Consider the following 19,962-nt stretch of genomic DNA (forward strand, 5'->3'; position numbering starts at 1 on the left):
TTTAAACAAGGCCCTTTAAGCAAGACTTGATTAAAACGATTTTAACCTTGAATGATTATTAAGCTTGCTTTGTTAACCAGAGCACTAAATCAATCATTTGTTGTACAGTCATATCTCGTGTAAATGTTGCCTGGTATTTACCGTTAATAATAAAATTAGGTACACCTGATACATGCTCTCTAAACTCAGCTAGTTTATCGTTATTACGTTTTACTAGGCTGCGAACGCTAAAGCTCTTTGCCAATTTGTCAAATTGCGCCCCGTCTACGCCGTTAACAACAAAAATGCTTCGTATATCACTTAGGTCATTAATTACAGAGCGTTGACGATGAATATAGTTAAAAATAGCGCCATTCATTGCGTCTTCTTGCTTCAAAGCACGCCCAATTTGCATCGCCATAGTAGCGTCATTTTGCGCCTGCGGACCGGCCATTCCCATAAAGTTAACGTGCACTTTATTAAATGCGACACCTTCTGGTAATTGCGCCTTGATTTGCTTAACTACGGGCTCAGCGCGATAGCAGGCTGGACACCAAAAAGAGAAATATTCAGTCACTTCTGGCTTAGCCGTTTTAGTGTCTGAAATTATCTTATAGTGCTTACCTTCTTGCCAAAGTTCTACTTGAGCATTTGCTTGTATTGGCAGTAAAAGTGACACCGTCATTAATAATACAAGTGCTGCAAAAAGTGTTTTCATCGTTTATTCCTATTTAAAAAAAGCTAACAGTAAAGACATCTAATTACTTTACTAGTTCAGAAAAACCGCCGCAAGGATATCATAAGACACGCTCTATTTCATAGAAGAGAGATGGTATCTCTCGCGACGCTGTAGCACATAGATAAATATATCTTTGTGCATAACTCACCACCTATAGCTGGCGCTTAGCATAACTCGGCTAGATTCTCCGCTAAAGCCAATTACGTCTTCATACTTCTCATTTAATATATTACTCAATCTGACATTGAAGTTTACATACCTATTGTACGTGAATATATAATTTGCACTTAAAAGCCAATAACTCTGTAATCCTATTACCACGGAAGGCTCAGGAAAGGGCGGGAAAAAACGGTCAAGGCGACTCCCCGTGTAATCTGCTTGAAGATAGAATTGATGAGTGTTATTGATATAAGAGATATTAACAGAGCCTGAATGGGGCGAGCGACGTAATTCTGCTTGTGAATTTTCGCTGGCATCTAAATAGCTATAATGAGCCTTCCAATTTACTGAAGCACCATTTTTAAAAGTGTCTATTTCGCCATTAAGGCTTACTTCGAAACCTTCTCGAGTGCTATTGATGTCAGCGTTTTGAGCCGTAAATTGCCCACTATTAGCATCAAAAACAAAGCCAAGAATTTCATTTTGCAGTGTTGCTTTAAACCAGGCTAGTTGTAGTTCGTTGTTTTTACCCAACCATCCACCCAAGTAACCACCAAAAAAAGCACCAGACCAAGTTAACCCCAACTCTACGCTTTCTTGTTGTTCTGGTTCTAAATCTGGATTACCTAAAAATGTTTGTGGGAAAAATCCAAAACGCTCAGTGAATGTTGGGTTGTTAACTGCAGTACCATTGCTTATAAACGCTCTCCAATGATTATTTATTTGATAAGTTGCGCCTATCCTGTAGCTACTAGCATTGTCGAACTCATCATTATTGTCGTAGCGATAACTTAAGCTAACATTCATTGCATCGCTTAGTGCATATTGGCCATTGCTAACAAAAGAATAACTAAAATTATCTTGTGTTTGGTTGGGATCTCCAAAGCTAATAATGCCAACTTGTTCAAAATTCTCTTCTACGCTTTCAAGACCTAAATTTAGTGAGTTATCGCCTGAAAATTGGAAACGGTTGTTCCAAAGTATGCGCAACTTTTCCCCCTTTGTTGAACCGTTAAAGATACCTTCTGAAAAGTTATCGTTAGACTGTTTCGAGTATTGAGCTGTCAACAACTGCGAATAGAATGGTTGTCCTGCGTCCTCAGTACTTGGTGCAAATTCCCAATCTAAACCGAGCGAAATCTGCTCTCCTTGGGTTTTATTGTTAGCATCGGCTAATAAACCGGTAGAAAAGTCAGTTGCGTCAAAATCATTTTCGTAATCAAGATAACGAATCGTTCCTCTTAACTGATTATAGTTATCAAAACGATATGCAAGTTTTGAATATAGGCTGGTATTGCTATAGCCATCTTTTTCGCTACCTTCACGGCTGATGTTTTCGCCATTGGTGTTAAGCATATTTAGATTCATCGCAATACTTAACTTATCTATAATTTGTGATGCATGAGCTGATATTTGGCTAGTGTTGCGGTTGCCCCATCCAAGTTTAACTTGCCCTTTGTTCTCTTCAGAACTTGCTTGTTTGCTGGTAATACTAATTACACCTGCAATAGCAGAGCTGCCCCATAATGCGCTTTGAGGCCCTCTTAGTACTTCTATTCGTTCAATATTGGTCAACAATATATGCGACAGATCAACTAAGCCGCCTTGGCCGGTGTCGTTTATCTCGACTCCATCTACTAGTACCATTACATGGTTGCTTTCACTTCCTCTTAGTCGAATTTCACTCAAGCTGCCAATAGGACCTGATTGACTTATATTGACACTGGGTAAAGTGCGTAAGAGATCGACAATAGAAATGGCACCTGCCGCGAGAATCTGTGTCTCGTCAATAACGTTAACACTACCTGCAATTAAAGGTGTGGGTAGTTTGTCTCTAAACCCAACAATGCTAATTTTTTCGATATCGTTAGCGTTTTCTTCTAATAACGTGGGTTCTTGAACGTGAGCATGAGCACACGTATATGCAAGCGTCGTTGTAAAAATGACACAAGCGGGCACTGCTTTGTATAAAAACATGATTGGTATTCCTTGTGGTTGCTCCACCCGAGCAATACAAAATAAAAAAGTGATTGAAGCAATCACTCGACCTGAGTAGGCCGGTATCCGGGCTCACAACATTTTCCGTTACTCCTTCCCATGTTTGTAGTTGGCTAGCCCAAAGAATAGAGGCTTGCGAAAACACAGTGGATGACCTGCGAAACCAAAAACGATTTTGGGAATCGTCAATTTAGCTAAGCATAGTAACGTCAGAATAAATTCAGTTGCTTACCGTTGCGGGGGCAGCATAGGTTTTTCACCTATTTCCCGTTTACCTTTGAACAAGCGTTTATCCATACGTCTTGGTCAAAGCACCTTCTCACCCCGTATAGTAAAGTGTTAATAAAAAATTACTACAATAAAAAAGAATGTTATATAAAATAATTATTTCAGGGGTGCAGACGAATTGCAGGTTGTTGTAGTGCTGAGAACTGTTCTTTAAGAGATAAAATTTGGTTTTCCCAATATTTGTCTTCTCCAAACCATGGAAATGCGCGGGGGAAAGCTGGGTCTGCCCATCTTTTTGATAGCCATGCCATATAATGAACCATGCGCATGGCGCGCAGAGGCTCGATCAACGCCAACTCTCGTGTATCAAATTCATTAAACTCTTCATAAGCTTCGAGTAGGGTCATGAGTTGCAATTGTTGCTGCTGTTGATCGCCCGACAACATCATCCACAAGTCTTGGATAGCCGGCCCCGACCGACAATCATCAAAATCAACAAAACTTGGACCATCGCGCCACAAAATGTTTCCCGGATGGCAGTCTCCATGGAGTCTTATCATATTAATACCACTTTCACCTTGCGCATAGAGTCGGGTGGCAAGGTCGCTAACTTGCTCCAATATGGTAAAAAAAGGAATATGCAAATGATGAGGAACTAAATCGCCTTCGCGAAGTATTTTTTGTGGCTGTTGTAAATATTCTTCAACGTTTATACTTAAGCGATGCTCAAAAGCTTGTTTTGCACTGCAAGCATGAATGCGGCCAATCAAGCGGCCCATCCATTCAATTTGGTCTAGGTTGTCTACTTCAAACTCTCTTCCACCAACTGAAGGAAATAAAACAAAATGATACCCTTCATACTCATGCAGGCTTTTATTATCAAAAATAGCTGGCGATATTACGGGTAATTCATGCGCCTTGAGTTCGGCAGAAAAAGTGTGTTCTTCTATAATTTGTGCATGTGTCCAACGCTGCGGACGATAAAATTTTACGACTAAACGCCCATGCTCTTCAGTTGAAAACTGGTAAACCCGATTTTCATAGCTATTTAATGCAAGCAGACCCGAGCTAACACGCACACCGAGACTTTCTATAGCATCAAGAATTAACGAAGGGGTTAAATGAGCAAAAGAAAAATCAGACACCGGTATAAATAAATGTGGTGGGTTCTTCTACTTCTATAACGTTATCGTTATCGCCAATTGTTTGTACATGAAAATAAATTTGTTTTGTTCCTGCTTCAATTTGCATTGGATTGACCGCAACACTGATGGGTAAAGTATACACGCCACCGCCTTCTACGGTAAGCTCTTTATCACCAAAATAAGTCGCATTTTCGAGCCCCTTAACCTTTATTGTGTAGGTTTGTGTGCTTTGGCCCTTGTTTAGTATTTTTAGGGTATATACGTTCTCAATTAAACCATCAACTGTTTCTCGATCCAAAGAATTACGGTCACGAATGATGTCAACCTCAAGGGGGACTCTAGATACAACATCCCATACTAGTAAAGTGCTCATAACCGCAAGAACAAAAGCATACGCGACCAACTTGGGTCGAATTATTTTTGTTTCTCCACCAGCTAGTTGATGTTCGGAGTTAAAGCTAATTAAGTTCTTGGCATAGCCCATTTTTTCCATCACACCATTGCAAGCATCAACACAAGCACCACAATTTATGCACTCATACTGTAAACCATTACGAATATCTATTCCGGTAGGGCATACCTGTACGCATAGGTTGCAATCAACACAATCCCCTAGACCTTTTTGTTTAACCTCATCTGAACTTAATTTCCTTGAACGAGGTCCTCTTTTTTCGCCACGATTAGCATCATACGCAACTGTAAAAGTATCTTTATCAAACATAGCTGATTGAAAACGGGCATAAGGGCACATGTGAGTACACATAATTTCTCGCATATAACCTGCGTTTCCATAAGTACAAACTGTGAAGAAAATCACCCAAAAACCAGCCCAAAACCCGACGTTTAAGGTAAAGAAGTCGATAAATAACTCATTAATAGGAACAAAATAACCAACAAATGTTAAAGAAGTTAATAGTGCAACAAGCACCCATGCAGTATGCTTTGCCGCTTTTCGTATAAATTTGTCTACATCCATTTTACGTTGGTCGAGCTTTATTCGCTTATTTCGAGCACCTTCTGTTTTTTCTTCAAACCAAATAAAAATATAGGTCCAAGTGGTTTGTGGACACATAAAACCACACCAAACTCTACCTGCAAAAGTGGTGATGAAAAATAAGGCAAATGCAGAGACGATTAAGGTGTAGGCCAATAACGTGAGGTCTTGTGGCCACAGAGTTAAGCCAAATATATTGAAACGTTGCTCAGCAAGATCAAACAGAATAGCTTGCTGGCCTGCGTAACTAATCCATGGGCCGATTGCAAATATTCCTAAAAAGATAAACCCAAATAAACGTCGAAAAGTCTCAAATGCACCTTGTACTTTTCGAACATAAATTCGGTTGCGAGCAGAATAGCTAGGTTTGGTGATTTGAACTGCCGACTTTTCTATTTTAACCGGCGTGACATCTTTGATTTTAATTTTTTCAGTCATATAAAAGGACCATTATTGGTTACCGTCACATATGTGCTATCTTCAATGACAAAGGGTCAGTAGCAAGGGATTAGCTTATTCTTTGAGTATATCAAAACCCTGATGATAAAAGTTAATTGAGATCAATAAACTAGTAAATTAGTTGTATGGCTAAGATAACACCTATTCAGTATTTATGAGTACTAAATAGGAAAGCATAGATGTTGGAGTCTAAACCCTCAAAATCATCAGTTTTTTTGTATTATTATCAAGCGTAATGGCATCGATATTGTATACCTATAAAAATAATGTAAAGTAGACGACTCTGCTTGCATAGGCATATTGTATCTTAAACGACCTATATAGCACTTGTTCATCGCGTATTGACGCGTAATGTTACATTTGGAGCTAAAAGTTAAGTATGCGTAAAACCATCGTACTCATTATACAAATAATTTTATTGGTTCTATTTTTGCGCTCGTCTTTTGCGCAACATTTTTTTGGTGACGCTGCAAAACAGGTTTTAACATGGTTTGAATCGGTATCTAGTTTGCCAGAGCGCCAACAAATCATGACTTTACGTGATACATTTATGCGCAATAATATGTCTTTAAAACCTCATCAGGTTGATTACGTCATAGAAGTGACAGAAACGGTTGAAAGTATCAATAAATTTTACCAACTGTATTGTGTCAAAGATGATAAAAATCCTTATATATACGGCGCAAATTTAAAAAAGTTTTGCAATGACATTGCAGACTCTGAACTTTTAATAAGTTCTTGACTCTTATATACAAAGGTAAAAACGCGTGATTGTTGTTCAAGAAGCAATTTTTGAAAAACTCGCTGGCACCTCAAACAAAGATGCGATGTTGCAAACGGTGTTAACTTACAGTGAGTATTAACTGGGTAATTAGTATGACTAATATGGGTATTTTTATGAAAAAATTAATGATTCCTTTGGCCTGCATATTTGTGGGTGTTCAAACAGCAAACGCAACTTCGGCAATGGATACCGAAGTAGCGCAAGATGAGAGCAGAGTAGCGGTTGAATGGCTTGAGCCAAAATCATACAGAGATGTGCGCTCGGCTAATTCCTCTAGTACTAAGTTTCGCAAGCAAGTATTTAAAGAACTTGAAGAGCATCTGGTCGATTTATCTGAGGATTTACCAGAAGGTCAATCTCTAAAAATACGCGTTACTGACTTAGATTTAGCAGGTCGGGTTGAGCCAGGTGGCATTAATGGTTTTGGTACTTCAGGTGATATAAGGGTTGTGCGTCAAATCGATATTCCAAGAATTACTTTTGAATATGATTTGCTCGATGCAGAGGGACAAATCTTAAAGACCGAAGAAGTAAATCTTAAGGATATGGGCTTTTTAGATGGTCCCAGAATTACAAGAAGAAATGAGCCATACAGCTATGAAAAACACATGCTCAGTGAGTGGTTTAAAGACAACTTAGTGAAATCTGACGCATAATGGGTATAAACGCAGTTTGTTAAATCTTAGCAAACTGCACTTGAGCGCTAGGTGTTATATTGTCCTTGTCTACTTACATTGTTAAAAAGGTTGATTATTGTTCTGCTGAACAAGTAGCCACGTTAATGGATTTGTTGCAAATGTACGCAATTGATCCAATGGGTGGGGCTGAAGCTATCGAGAACGAGGTGCTGGAGAAGCTTCCTCAAAAACTTAAATCTAAACCTTTTATGCATTCTTTTATTGTTTACGACGAAGACGAAGCTCTTGGTTTTGCCAACTGCATTGAAAGCTTTTCTACCTTCTCTGCAAGTTCTATTCTAAATGTCCACGACTTTGCAGTGAATACTCAACATAGAGGCAAGGGGATTGGCTTGATGCTAATGGCAGGTATTGAGTCATTTGCAAGAGAGCATGGATATAAAAAGTTAACCCTCGAAGTGCTGAGTGGCAATACACCAGCCATTAAGGCATATAAAAAAGCAGGTTTTAGCCCTTACCAATTAAACCCTGAGTTAGGTGATGCACAATTTTGGCAAAAAAGTCTAAGTTAACCTAATTTTTGAACTTTTCTATCGGGAAGTACGGCGGTTTTTTTAATCACCCCATAAGCAAAGCTTGTGTCAATAGAAGCTATACTGCCTATAGGGTGGAGGCTTTGACGCACAAAATATTCATAGTCATGCAGGTCTTTTACTAACACTTTTAATAAGTAATCGGCTTTTCCTGTCATCACAAAGCACTCTAACACACTGTCGACCATTAATATTTGAGCCTCAAAGTGTTTGACGACATCTTGTGTATGTTTTTCTAATTGTACTTGCACAAACACAGTTACCGGCAGTCCATATGCTTCGTTGTCAACCTCAAGCGTGTAAGCTTTGATAATGCCGCTCTGCTCTAAAGCTTTTACCCTTCGCAAGCAGGGAGAAGGGCTTAAATTCACTCTCTCAGATAGCTCTTGATTTGTAATGCGTGAGTTTTGTTGTAACTCTCTAATAATATGGCGATCTACTTTGTCCATATTCACTCACTCCTTATATTATTTGTATATTGTGAAGCGCAATAAAGCGTATTATGAAAATTTAATGTTAGCATAATCTGCCAAAATTTCTTCTCAACGTGGAATAATTAACAATTTAATTGCGAGCATATTGGAATAACATTGTAATGTGTACAATTATTTTTTATTAGCGGTTAAGTTTTATGATACATAACAAAGGCCAGGGTTTTGCAACTAGGGCAATCCATCATGCTTACGATGCTCAGGAACATCAAGGTGCACTAAATCCACCTATGCACCTTAGTTCAACTTTTACTTTTGAAAATGCAGAACACGGTGAAGCCTTATTTGCAGGAAAATGTGAAGGGCATTTTTATTCTCGGGTTTCTAATCCCACTTTATCTATTCTAGAGCAACGAATAGCCTGTTTAGAAGGCGCTGAAGAAGGACTCGCAGTAGCTTCAGGCATAGCTGCAATTACATCAACCTTATGGACGCTGCTAAGCGCAGGCGATGAAATTATAGTCGACAAAACACTTTATGGTTGCACTTATGCATTTTTGCATCAGGGTTTAGCAAAATTTGGTGTAACAGTAACGCATATCGATTTGTCTAATACTGACAATTTACTCCCAGCTATCTCAAATAAAACCAAAGTTATTTATTACGAAACGCCAGCCAATCCAACAATGGCGTTAGTCGATATTAAATTGGTGTCGGAAATCGCAAAAAATGCGGGTATATTAACTGTTGTGGATAATACCTATGCAAGTCCGTTCATTACACAACCGATAGCGCTAGGAGCAGATATAGTTGTTCATTCTGCCACCAAGTATTTAGGTGGGCATGGAGATTTAATTGCTGGTTTAATTTGTGCCAAGGCAGAGTTGATTCAAAGCATACGAATTGAGGGCGTAAAAGATATGACGGGTGCATGTATGTCACCTTTTACAGCAATGTTAATTATGCGTGGTTTAAAAACACTTGAACTACGCATGAAACAGCATTGTGAGTCAGCCATGAACATAGCAAAATACTTAGAAAATAATACACAGGTAAAAAACGTATATTACCCAGGATTATCAAGTTTTAGTCAACATCACCTTGCTACTAAACAAATGCAATTGTTTGGCGGTATGATAGCGTTTGAAGTACATGGTGGGATGTTGGCTGGGAAAAGGCTGATAGACAAACTATCGTTAATTCAATGTGCGGTTTCTCTAGGAGATGCAGAAAGTTTAATACAACATCCAGCGAGTATGACTCACAGCACATATAGCCCAGAGCAGCGCATTCATCATGGCATTAGTGATGATTTAATACGATTGTCGGTGGGACTAGAATCTTGCGATGATATTATTGACGACTTGCAACAAGCATTAAATAATTCGTCAATTAAAACAGTTGCCTAGTAAGGCAATGTCATCTACTTAACTATGATAAAACTGATAGTGGCTCTTACCCAAAGTAGGAGCCACATATTAACCTGAATTTAGGTTAACTTCAGCAATACTTATCATTTAATCTGCCAACTTTACAGTCAAGTTTTGTCTTTCAAACTTGCGAACAAATATTGACAAAGGTTTATCATTACAAGTCACTTCAACACCTTGCAAATCGTGCTTCTGACGCGCTTGTTCTTCGCCGATAATTAATGCATCTAGGCATAACTGAGACTCTACATTGGCGTTCTTAGCTCTAACAGCAACAACTTTTGGCTCATTAACGTCAACAGCGCTTTTGTAATATAAATTGGCAAAGCTTTTAAGTGACTCACCATTACACGTGACTGTTTTATTAAAAAAGCTGAAGTTAATATCGTTTTCTGACACTAATTGTTTAGCTGATGCTAGACCTTCAGTAGCAGCCTTTAAACATACCTGTGTTTCTAGGTTTTGATCAACAGCTTTAAACTTAAATTCTTGCGTTTCTGCTATTGCGCAAAAAGAACTTGCCGAAGCCATAGCGGCTAACATTGCGATTGTGCGAATTTTCATAGTATTCCCCTAAGATGAAATATATATAATTGACCCTCACCAATTTGAAAGTCAATTACATTATCTGTCAAAAATTAGGAAAATAAAGCCTTTTTTGTAATTATATTACGAAAATAACTTAATTTAATGTTCGGTTTACTTAATAAATGTAATTTAATTACATTTTTTATCAATAGAGTGCAATTTGGTTAATAAGTAATTTACAATGCATGCGCATCGCTAACAAAATTAACGTAAATTGCACTAAAACCATATGCCAAAGCAAGACATGAGTAACAGATGTCTTATGCAAATCTTAGCTTTGATGGGTTTAGATGTAGTCAAACTCTTGGTCATCTATCGACATAAGATCGTCCGCCGATGTTAGTAATGCACTTTTATGTGTATCTTTGCGAGGTAATATCCGTTTTAAATAAAACTCACAAGTTCGCATTTTACCTGCTTTTATTAAAGAATTACTTGAACCTTTGGCAGCATCAGCCATTTCTAGCCACAAAATACCTAAAAGTACATAGGCGCTATAATGCAAGTAGTCTGTTGCCGCTCCGGCCACATCAACATTGTCTAATCCCATTAGTTGACAAGATGTTTGATGCCACTCATGTAAAAGCAACTGCGCTTGTTCGAGTTGTTTTTTATTTGTCATTCCGTTTATTCTAGCTGACAACATTTCGACCGTAGCATTGAGCATAAGGCCGCCATCACGTGTTAATTTACGGCCAATTAAATCAGCGGCTTGGATACCATTAGTACCTTCATATAACTGTGCGATACGTGTGTCGCGAACCAATTGCTCCATTCCCCATTCGCGCACGTAGCCATGTCCACCGTATATTTGAATACCTAAATTGCAAACTTCGGTAGCTATATCAGTGGCAAACCCTTTAAATATTGGTGTTAAAAACGCAATAATTTGTTGAGCCTGCTGTTGACGATAATCCTTGCAGAATTTTTCAATATCCATTTGTTGTGCATAAAGCAACGACAAAGCACGCAAGCCTTCTGTAAATGCTTTTTGTGTAAGCAACATTTTTCGCACATCAGGTTGATGTAAAATGGCATCAGCTTTCGCGTCAGTTTGCTTTGGTCCACTAGGCGACCTAGATTGTAGCCGTTCACGCGCATATTTTAGTGCGCCTTGATACGAGGCTTCACATGTACCAAGGCCCTGCATACCTACCTGAAAACGGGCGTCGTTCATCATCGTAAACATACACGCTAAACCTTGATTTTCATCCCCTATCAACCAACCTTTAGCGCTGTCATAATTCATCACACAAGTTGGACTGCCCTTTAAGCCCATTTTCTTTTCAATGCTACCCACACTGAGGGTATTTGCTTCGCCAGGCTCGTTGTCATCGTCTAAAATAAATTTGGGAACCAAAAATAGACTTATCCCTTTCACACCTTTAGGGGCGTCGGGCAGTCTTGCTAGCACTAAATGCACAATATTATTCGTCCAATCGTGATCACCACTTGAAATGAAAATTTTGCTTCCGGTAATAGCATAACTGCCGTCTTGCTGTGGAATAGCTTTAGTCGATAATAACGATAGGTCAGTGCCTGCTTGTGGTTCGGTAAGGTTCATCGTACCAGTCCACTCACCACTAATTAACTTTGCCAAATATTGCTCTTTCAATTTGTCGGTCGCATGTTTGTTGACGGCTAATACCGCACTTTCTGTCAGCATAGATGTCAATCGCCAACTCAGGTTGGCAGAATTTAGCATTTCGTGCACGGGAACTGCCATCGAATATGGTAAATCTTGGCCATCAAAATCTGGATTACCTAACATAGCGTTCCAGCCATTAGCGATATATTCTTGATAGGCACTGGCAAATCCATTGGGAGTAATAACTTTACCGTCAATGAGCTTGCAGCCTATTTCGTCACCTTCTCTATTAAGTGGAGAAACCGCGTCTTGAGCAAATTTGGCGCCTTGATTTAGCACTTCTAGCGCTAGTTCGCTGTCCATACCCTCAGCGTTAATGGCGAGATAATGGCTATTGAGATCAAGCCAATCGTTGTACAAAAATTCAAAATCGGTGAGTGGGGCAAGGTATTGAGGCATTCATAACTCCTATTAAAGCATTGCGCTTATAATACGAATAATTCCTGAAAATGCTCATTTATTTTACTGATGCCTAGGGTAAGTAGAACTTATTGTTAATTTGCTCTTATAAAAGCGTCACGAATAAACACCAATTCGTCGGGATACGCCCATTGGTCTTGGTTTGTAGAAAATATATCAATAAAACCCACAGCTTTAATGTCTGACTCACTCCAATAAGGTGCGTCAAAAGACGCTTCGTTGCCATCGTAACCAGCTCGTAGACTGCATTGATATAACCAAGTGCCATCTTTTTGAACACCAACAGAGTGTTGCACTTGCGCATTAAAACCGGTCTGTAGCCACAAACTATTATGAGCAGCACATTGTGCAGGTTGAATTGAAAGATTATTCGTCTTTGCTAGGTCATATAGTCCATCTGTATTAATTGTGACCAACAACTTATTATTTAATTTTATGATACAAGCGCCTTTACCTGTTTGGCTAGATAGTGCCTGCGGAAGTACTCTACAGCTAGGATCTGCTGGGTTAGGTTCACTACATCCCACAATAAATAGGCTAATGAATAATAAAACAGAAATTTTAAATCCAGAAATCATGATTGGCGTACTATAATGATGATTAATAGAGCGCACTTTAGTGGGCACCATAGCGATATACAAGGGTTATTTTGCGAAAGTAAATATTTGTACCCTTAAACAAGAGAGTAATATGTCTAAAATTTTTAAGTTTTCACCTTTATTGGTTGGTGTAATCGTCTTAGTAGCTTTTTTAATTTATTTAAATTGGCCACAAGAACAAGGTCAACAAGGTGGCCGTGCCGGTGGGCTGACACCAGTGGTAGTGCAAAAGGCCACTAACGAAGCCTTTCCAATCGTGGTTGAAGCGTTGGGCACAGCAGTCGCCAATGAGTCTGTAAACATCACCGCACAACAAGCGCAAACAGTTACTAAAGTACTATTCGAGGATGGTGCTGTTGTCAAGCAAGGTCAGTTATTAGTTGAACTTAACAATCGTGCGCAAATTGCTAGACTTAATGAGTTAAATATCAACCTTACTGAAGCTAAACGACAACTCGAACGAATCAAAGGTTTAGCACAACAAAGTGCAGCTTCTGAGCAATTATTAGATGAACAACAGTCTCGAGTACAAAGCATCTTGGCACAACGAGAAGTTGCCAAAGCAAATTTGCAAGAACTTACAGTAAGTGCCCCATTTTCGGGTCGACTTGGCATACGACAAGTGAGTATCGGCAGCTTGATCAGGCCAGGTGATACTATAACTACCCTTGATGACTTAAGTATTATGAAGGTCGACTTTTCCATTGCTGAGGTTCACTTATCAAGCGTACAACAAGGACAACGTGTTTTTGTGACCTCAATAGCCTATCCGGGTGAACAATTCGAAGGACAAATAACCAATATAGAATCTCGCATTGACCCCCAGACTCGATCAATACAAGTTAGAGCGCAGATTCCTAATAAAGACTTGCGTTTGCGTCCAGGTATGTTGATGCAAATAAATTTAGAGAAACGTGTACTAAATGCCTTAGTTGTGCCAGAAAGTGCGCTGGTTCCGCAGGGCGATGAACAGTTTGTTTTTGTGGTAAATGGCGAAAACAAAGCCATTAAAACGCTCGTTGTAGTGGGTGAGCGTAAGCCAGGTTGGGTGCAAATAACGTCAGGCTTAAATGCGGGGCAAAAAGTGATTACACAAGGCACATTGAGAGTCCGTGATGGCTCACCTGTACGCTTGTTAGACAACCAAGGTGCGGTATAAATGTTACTCTCAGATGTGTCAGTCAAACGGCCAGTATTCGCTAGTGTCGTTAATCTTTTATTATTAGTATTTGGAATTGTCGCAATTACCTTTTTATCGTTGCGCGAATATCCAGATATCGATCCCCCTATTGTTTCAGTGAATACTAGTTACCCTGGAGCATCTGCCGAAATAATTGAAACAAGGATCACGCAGATATTAGAAGATCGTATTTCTGGTATTGAAGGCATTAAAAATATTTCTTCTTCAAGTCGGAACGGCCGCTCGTCTATTACCATTGAATTTAATCTCAGTCGCGACATAGATGCGGCCTCTAATGATGTTCGTGAACGTATTTCAAGAGCGCTCAATAACCTGCCTGATCAAGCCTTTCCACCTGAGGTTGCAAAGTCTAATTCTGACGAAGATGTTGTTGTTTGGTATAACCTAAGAAGTACAAACCTCAATACTATGGAGCTTACCGATTATGCTGACCGATTTGTTGTTGATCGCTTATCAATTGCCGATGGTGTGGCCAGAATAAACATCGGTGGGGGCCGCACATATGCGATGAAAGTTTGGCTTGACCGAAATGCAATGGCCGCGCGCGGAATCACTGTAAACGATATAGAGCGAGTCATTTCTTCAGAGAATGTTGAGTTGCCTGCTGGGCGAGTTGAGTCAAACGATAGAGATTTTGATGTACGTGTTGCCCGTAGTTTTTTATCACCCAATGATTTTGCTAAATTAACGGTAGGGGCAGGGGCTGACGGCTATTTAATTAAATTGTCAGATGTTGCTCAAGTCGAACTCACCGCAGAGGATGATGAGACTGATTTCAGAGGCGACGGCGTCAATATGATTGGCTTAGGGATTGTTAAGCAGTCAAAAGCAAATACCCTTGAAGTAGCGAAAGCAGCTCGCGACGCTATTACGCAAATTCAGAAAACCTTACCCGACAATATTTTTATTGTCCCCAGTTATGATTCTTCGGTCTTTATCGAAGAATCTATTAGTGAAGTATACAATACTTTAGGCATTGCTATGCTTATGGTAATCGTCGTCATTTATTTGTTTTTAGGCAACGTAAGAGCAACGCTTATCCCTGCATTAACAGTACCTGTGTCTTTGGTCGCCGCTTTTATAGTGATGTTTGCGTTAGGTTTTTCAATAAATTTGCTAACGCTACTAGCATTGGTGTTAGCTATTGGATTGGTGGTTGATGATGCGATTGTTGTATTGGAAAACATTTATAGACGGATTGAAATGGGAGAAGACCCTATTTTAGCTGCCTATCGTGGTGCTAGAGAAGTTGGGTTTGCGGTTATCGCGACCACTTTGGTGCTTATATCCGTTTTTGTCCCTCTAGTATTCTTGGAAGGTAACATTGGCCGTTTGTTTACTGAATTTGCAATCGCCATAGCCGCAGCTGTTGCATTTTCAAGCTTTACCGCTTTGACACTTTCACCAATGCTAGCGTCGAAGCTTTTAAAGAAAAGAGAACGTTCATCTGGTTTTGGTCAGTTTATCGATAAGAGTTTTAAAAACCTCGAAAGCAAATATTACAATACTCTTGGTACAAGTATGAAACAGCCACTACTGATGGCAATATTGATTTTTGCAAGCTTGGCAATTATTTATCAGTTGCAAAGCAAAATTCCCGAAGAGTTTGTACCCAAAGAAGACCGCGGAAACTTTTTTATTGCCATGCAAGCGCAACAGGGTGCCAGTTACGAGAGTAATTCTCGTAATCTTGAGAAAATAGAAGAGATACTTTTGCCCTATAGAGAGACTGGCGAAGTAGTAAGGGTGTTGGTTAGAACACCTGGCTTTGGTGGTACTGCTGGGATTGCGATAGTGGGTATGGGTGACTGGGAAAGTAGAGAACGCACGACCTTTGATTTAATGAACGAAGTAAGTGGGAAACTCTCGTCGATTCCTGATGTGCGAGCATTTGCGATAATGAGATCTGCGCTGGGTGGCAGAGGACTTGGCAGGCCAGTTCAGTTTGTACTCCAAGGCAATACCTATGAAGAGTTGGTTGAATGGAGGGATATACTCATTCAAAAAGCATCGGAAAACCCCAATTTGTTGCGCATTGACTCTGACTATAAAGAAACTTCACCACAGTTATTGGTGCGCATTGATCGCGATAGAGCCGCTGATTTAGGCGTGTCTATTTCTGAGATTGGGCGAACCCTTGAGACTATGCTAGGACAGCGCAGAGTGTCAACTTATCTCGATCGTGGCCAAGAATATGACGTGATCATGGAAGGCAATGAAGCTGATTATAGAAGCCCCAATAGTATTGATAATATTTATGTACGTAGCAATCGTAGTGGACAATTAATTCCTTTGGATAACCTATTGGAAGTCAATGAGCAAGCAACATCAAATACACTTAATCGATATAATCGGATGCGAGCAGTTACCATTAGTGCAAATTTAAAAGATGGTTATACGATTAGTGAAGCTCTAGCATTTTTAGAAAATATTGTGGCTACAGAATTACCCGCAGAAGTATCTATTGATTACAAAGGTGAATCACAGTTATATCAAGAATCGGGTTCATCATTTGTGTTTATTTTTGCGCTTGCTTTAGCCGTGACATACTTGGTGCTTGCCGCTCAGTTTGAAAGTTGGATACATCCATTGGTGATTATGCTAACTGTACCTTTAGCCTTGGTTGGAGCATACGTAGGCTTATATTTATCTGGCTTTTCGATTAATATTTATAGTCAGATAGGTTTAGTGATGTTGATTGGTTTAGCAGCAAAAAATGGGATATTGATTGTTGAATTTACGAACCAACTCAGGGATGCCGGAGCTGAATTTGAAGAAGCCATCAAACGTGCATCGATGCTGCGCTTAAGGCCTATCGTTATGACTGCTTTTACAACACTGTTTAGTGCTTTACCTCTTGTATTAGCAACGGGCCCGGGCGCAGAATCTCGAGCCGTGATAGGGATGGTAATCTTTTCAGGGGTATTGTTCAGTGTATTTATGACGCTTTTTATTATACCTACAGCATATTCGTATTTGGCAAGACGCACTGGATCACCACTTAAGCGCACTAAGAAGTTAGAAAAACTGAGTGAAGAAATACCCTATGTTAAAGGTGCTGAGAGTTGATGACTAGTTAGTTGTCTTTACTATGAAGCTTATATTTAATTTTGCTGTATGGATTTTGCTTTTAGGGGCTTTGCTCGCATTTTTTGACCATTATTTGGATGAAGAAGACGTTTATCGCAAAGAGTCAAATGGTCAATCTAGCGTTTACTTTGTTGGTGAAATTACTCCTCCTAAGGTTGATAAAGCTTTAAACTTATTGCGTCCTGACGATAAGTTAATCATAGATAGTGGCGGTGGCGATATGGCAAGCGCTATGCGACTGGGTAACTTCATGATAGAGAACAATACGGTCATCGAAGTTCTTGACCTTTGCATGTCGTCTTGTGCTAATTACCTATTTGTTGCTGCTTCTAAAAAGATTTTAAATCGCAGCTCATTAGTCGTTTATCATGGCGGGCCTCGACAAGCTAATATACTCAAACAATTAGAAGCAGCATTTAATGGTCGAAATAATTTAATGTCTGTCGGGCGATTAAACTATGAGATGGTTATTGTAGAAAATAATCTAAGTGATCGTGTTGAGCGCTTGCAACAGCGTTCGAACTGTCCTCAAATGATGCAAATTAGAGATCGCTTTGGACAATGTGTCCCTTTTACTGCTGAAATTTATCTAGCCGATTTACTTCAAATTGAAGAACAGTATTACAATAAAATAAGCCCTGCTTTAGATAAAAACATTCCATATTATGGACAATGGAATGAATATGAATCAATTTACCAGTCTTACAAATACTATGGATTTTATTACGATATAAGTAGTTTAAGACAAATGGGCGTTGATAATATTGAGGTGAAAGGCAAAGAGTGGTTACCTGAAGCGAATCCTTTTATTGATTGGGTGTATCAAGTACGGTTAAATTAAGTGTGGCTAAGTTTAGTCAGTGAATACAAAAAAGCCAGACTATGTCTGGCTTTTTCAATAGATGCTAAGCTGTCTGAATTATTCGTCCAAAAAGCTCTTAAGTTGCTCAGAACGACTCGGGTGACGAAGTTTACGTAAAGCTTTCGCTTCAATCTGTCTGATCCGCTCACGGGTTACATCAAACTGCTTACCCACTTCTTCAAGTGTATGGTCGGTGTTCATATCGATACCAAAGCGCATTCTTAATACTTTCGCTTCACGTGCAGTTAGCCCAGCTAATACTTCCTGAGTGGCATCTTTTAAACTGCCACCGGTAGCTGAATCAAGTGGTTGCGTAATGGTAGTATCCTCGATGAAATCACCTAAGTGCGAATCTTCATCATCGCCAATTGGCGTTTCCATCGAAATTGGCTCTTTTGCAATCTTCAATACCTTACGAATTTTATCTTCAGGCATGATCATGCGCTCAGAAAGTTCTTCAGGTGTTGGTTCACGACCCATTTCTTGCAACATTTGACGCGAAATACGGTTTAATTTATTAATCGTTTCAATCATGTGCACTGGAATACGGATTGTTCTAGCCTGGTCGGCAATTGACCGAGTGATTGCTTGTCGAATCCACCAAGTGGCATAAGTAGAAAATTTATAACCACGACGATATTCAAATTTGTCAACGGCTTTCATAAGACCGATGTTGCCCTCTTGGATAAGATCCAAGAATTGTAATCCACGATTGGTATATTTTTTAGCAATTGAAATAACAAGACGTAAATTAGCTTCGACCATTTCTTTTTTCGCACGACGCGCTTTGGCTTCGCCAATGGACATCCGGCGATTAATGTCTTTAATGTCCGGAATGATCAAGCCAGTTTCTTGTTCCACTGCGTTCATCTTACTTACACAGCGTTCAATCTCTTCCTTAAATTCGAGCAAATTAGGTACGTAGCTTGCTGAACTATCGAGTAGTGTATATAACCAGTCAGTAGTTGTTTCATTGCCAGCAAAAGCTTTGATAAAGTCTTTTTTCGGCATTTTAGAATTGATAACACAAAATTTCATTACCAAACGTTCTTGAATGCGCACACGATCCATCATGTTTCGCATGTTTTTAACCATACGATCAAACTGTTTCGGTACTAATCTGAACTCTCTAAATACTTCGCTTAATTCTTTAATTTCTGCTTTTGCTTCTTTATGAGAACGACCTTTTGATTCTATAATGTCCCGCGCAATATTATATTGCTTACGAAGCGCCGCAAATTTTTCACGAGCTTCTTCTGGGTCGACAGAATTGTCTTCTTCTTCGTCATCGTCATCATCGTCATCTTCGTCATCAAGCTCATCTTGCGATAACTCAGACCCAACATGTGTAGCAGTAGGAGCAACGTCGTCTTCGTTAGGATCGACAAAACCGATAATAATATCGCTTAAACGAATTTCTTCAGCTTCGTATAAGTCCCATTGATCAAGCAAATATGTAATTGCTTCAGGATATTCAGCAACTGAACATTGTACTTGGTTAATACCTTCCTCAATACGCTTGGCTATTTCTATTTCGCCTTCGCGCGTTAGCAGTTCAACGGTGCCCATTTCACGCATGTACATGCGGACTGGGTCGGTCGTTCTACCAATTTCGCTTTCCACGGTCGCTAAGGCTTGCGCAGCTGCTTCTGCAGCGTCTTCGTCGGTTGTTGTTTCTTGCATTAACAACTCATCAGAATCAGGAGCCGCTTCGAATACCTGAATTCCCATGTCGTTAATCATGCGAATGATGTCTTCAATTTGGTCCGAATCGACGATATCAGCCGGAAGGTGATCGTTTACTTCAGCAAAAGTTAAATAACCTTGCTCTTTTCCCTTGGCAATCAGGAGTTTTATCTGGGATTGCTTGCTTTGCACAATATACCTTAAACCTTAATTGAGAAAACCCGATAGCGCACACTTTTACCTTGTCGCATCTAGCATTTTCTTTAGTTAACTCGAGCGTTCATGCGCTAC

The 19,962-nt window shown here is 39.6% G+C and carries 16 protein-coding genes and 1 riboswitch; of the genes, 7 read left to right on the top strand and 9 right to left on the bottom strand.

Features of this window, described 5'->3' with window-relative positions:
- Positions 1-58: 58 nt before the first annotated feature.
- The 4 genes from RM552_RS00835 to ccoG form a co-directional block, all read right to left on the bottom strand.
- Positions 59-697, bottom strand: a complete 639-nt coding sequence (locus tag RM552_RS00835) for a thiol:disulfide interchange protein DsbA/DsbL (RefSeq protein WP_311366905.1) — start codon at positions 695-697, stop codon at positions 59-61.
- Positions 698-862: 165 nt separating this feature from the next.
- Positions 863-2,854, bottom strand: a complete 1,992-nt coding sequence (locus RM552_RS00840; protein ID WP_311366906.1) for a TonB-dependent receptor plug domain-containing protein — start codon at positions 2,852-2,854, stop codon at positions 863-865.
- 61 nt (positions 2,855-2,915) lie between these two features.
- A riboswitch (cobalamin riboswitch) is annotated at positions 2,916-3,209 on the bottom strand.
- Positions 3,210-3,264: 55 nt separating this feature from the next.
- Positions 3,265-4,248, bottom strand: a complete 984-nt coding sequence (locus RM552_RS00845; protein WP_311366907.1) for a serine/threonine protein kinase — start codon at positions 4,246-4,248, stop codon at positions 3,265-3,267.
- Positions 4,241-5,680, bottom strand: a complete 1,440-nt coding sequence (gene ccoG / locus RM552_RS00850) for a cytochrome c oxidase accessory protein CcoG (RefSeq protein WP_311366908.1) — start codon at positions 5,678-5,680, stop codon at positions 4,241-4,243. The genes RM552_RS00845 and ccoG overlap by 8 nt, the downstream gene beginning before the upstream one ends.
- Before the next feature lie 400 nt (positions 5,681-6,080).
- Here ccoG and RM552_RS00855 point away from each other — a divergent pair, with 400 nt between their 5' ends.
- The 3 genes from RM552_RS00855 (at position 6,081) to RM552_RS00865 (ending at position 7,695) form a co-directional block, all read left to right on the top strand.
- Positions 6,081-6,443, top strand: a complete 363-nt coding sequence (locus RM552_RS00855; protein WP_311366909.1) for a hypothetical protein — start codon at positions 6,081-6,083, stop codon at positions 6,441-6,443.
- A 155-nt stretch (positions 6,444-6,598) separates the two neighbouring features.
- Positions 6,599-7,141 (top strand): DUF3016 domain-containing protein, encoded by a 543-nt coding sequence (locus tag RM552_RS00860; protein ID WP_311366910.1) that lies wholly within the window; start codon positions 6,599-6,601, stop codon positions 7,139-7,141.
- A gap of 65 nt (positions 7,142-7,206) precedes the next feature.
- Entirely contained in the window at positions 7,207-7,695 is a 489-nt protein-coding gene (locus tag RM552_RS00865; protein WP_311366911.1) for a GNAT family N-acetyltransferase, read from the top strand.
- Here the strand turns inward: RM552_RS00865 and RM552_RS00870 are convergent.
- The gene (locus RM552_RS00870) at positions 7,692-8,165 is read right to left on the bottom strand and encodes an Lrp/AsnC family transcriptional regulator (RefSeq protein WP_311366912.1); all 474 of its coding nucleotides are present in this window, start codon (positions 8,163-8,165) and stop codon (positions 7,692-7,694) included. The two genes, RM552_RS00865 and RM552_RS00870, sit on opposite strands and share 4 nt — an antisense overlap.
- Before the next feature lie 182 nt (positions 8,166-8,347).
- Between RM552_RS00870 and megL the strand changes: the two genes are divergently transcribed.
- A complete protein-coding gene (gene megL / locus RM552_RS00875; protein WP_311366913.1) occupies positions 8,348-9,556 on the top strand; it encodes a methionine gamma-lyase in 1,209 nt (402 codons plus the stop codon).
- A 108-nt stretch (positions 9,557-9,664) separates the two neighbouring features.
- Here megL and RM552_RS00880 read toward each other — a convergent pair whose 3' ends face one another.
- The 3 genes from RM552_RS00880 to RM552_RS00890 all read right to left on the bottom strand — a co-directional run bounded on the left by RM552_RS00880 (position 9,665) and on the right by RM552_RS00890 (position 12,847).
- Positions 9,665-10,141 carry a DUF3718 domain-containing protein gene (locus RM552_RS00880; RefSeq protein ID WP_311366914.1) on the bottom strand — a complete coding sequence of 159 codons (477 nt, stop codon included), beginning with the start codon at positions 10,139-10,141 and terminating at the stop codon, positions 9,665-9,667.
- A 310-nt stretch (positions 10,142-10,451) separates the two neighbouring features.
- Positions 10,452-12,212: an acyl-CoA dehydrogenase family protein gene (locus RM552_RS00885; protein WP_311366915.1), complete on the bottom strand. Its 1,761-nt coding sequence runs from the start codon at positions 12,210-12,212 to the stop codon at positions 10,452-10,454.
- Positions 12,213-12,307: 95 nt separating this feature from the next.
- Complete coding sequence (locus RM552_RS00890; RefSeq protein ID WP_311366916.1) at positions 12,308-12,847, bottom strand: hypothetical protein; 540 nt, start codon at positions 12,845-12,847, stop codon at positions 12,308-12,310.
- 76 nt (positions 12,848-12,923) lie between these two features.
- Here RM552_RS00890 and RM552_RS00895 point away from each other — a divergent pair, with 76 nt between their 5' ends.
- The 3 genes from RM552_RS00895 to RM552_RS00905 are packed head-to-tail and all read left to right on the top strand — an operon-like array spanning position 12,924 to position 17,964.
- Positions 12,924-13,991, top strand: coding sequence for an efflux RND transporter periplasmic adaptor subunit (locus tag RM552_RS00895; protein ID WP_311366917.1), 1,068 nt, complete (start codon positions 12,924-12,926; stop codon positions 13,989-13,991).
- Positions 13,992-17,102 carry an efflux RND transporter permease subunit gene (locus RM552_RS00900; RefSeq protein ID WP_311366918.1) on the top strand — a complete coding sequence of 1,037 codons (3,111 nt, stop codon included), beginning with the start codon at positions 13,992-13,994 and terminating at the stop codon, positions 17,100-17,102. It abuts the gene before it with no gap.
- A 22-nt stretch (positions 17,103-17,124) separates the two neighbouring features.
- Positions 17,125-17,964, top strand: coding sequence for a hypothetical protein (locus RM552_RS00905; protein WP_311366919.1), 840 nt, complete (start codon positions 17,125-17,127; stop codon positions 17,962-17,964).
- Positions 17,965-18,042: 78 nt separating this feature from the next.
- Here the strand turns inward: RM552_RS00905 and rpoD are convergent, their stop codons facing one another.
- Positions 18,043-19,866 carry an RNA polymerase sigma factor RpoD gene (gene rpoD, locus RM552_RS00910; RefSeq protein ID WP_311368242.1) on the bottom strand — a complete coding sequence of 608 codons (1,824 nt, stop codon included), beginning with the start codon at positions 19,864-19,866 and terminating at the stop codon, positions 18,043-18,045.
- Between the last annotated feature and the right edge of the window lie 96 nt (positions 19,867-19,962).

Origin of the sequence: Glaciecola petra (assembly GCF_031846345.1) — a bacterium.
Lineage (GTDB): Bacteria > Pseudomonadota > Gammaproteobacteria > Enterobacterales > Alteromonadaceae > Glaciecola > Glaciecola petra.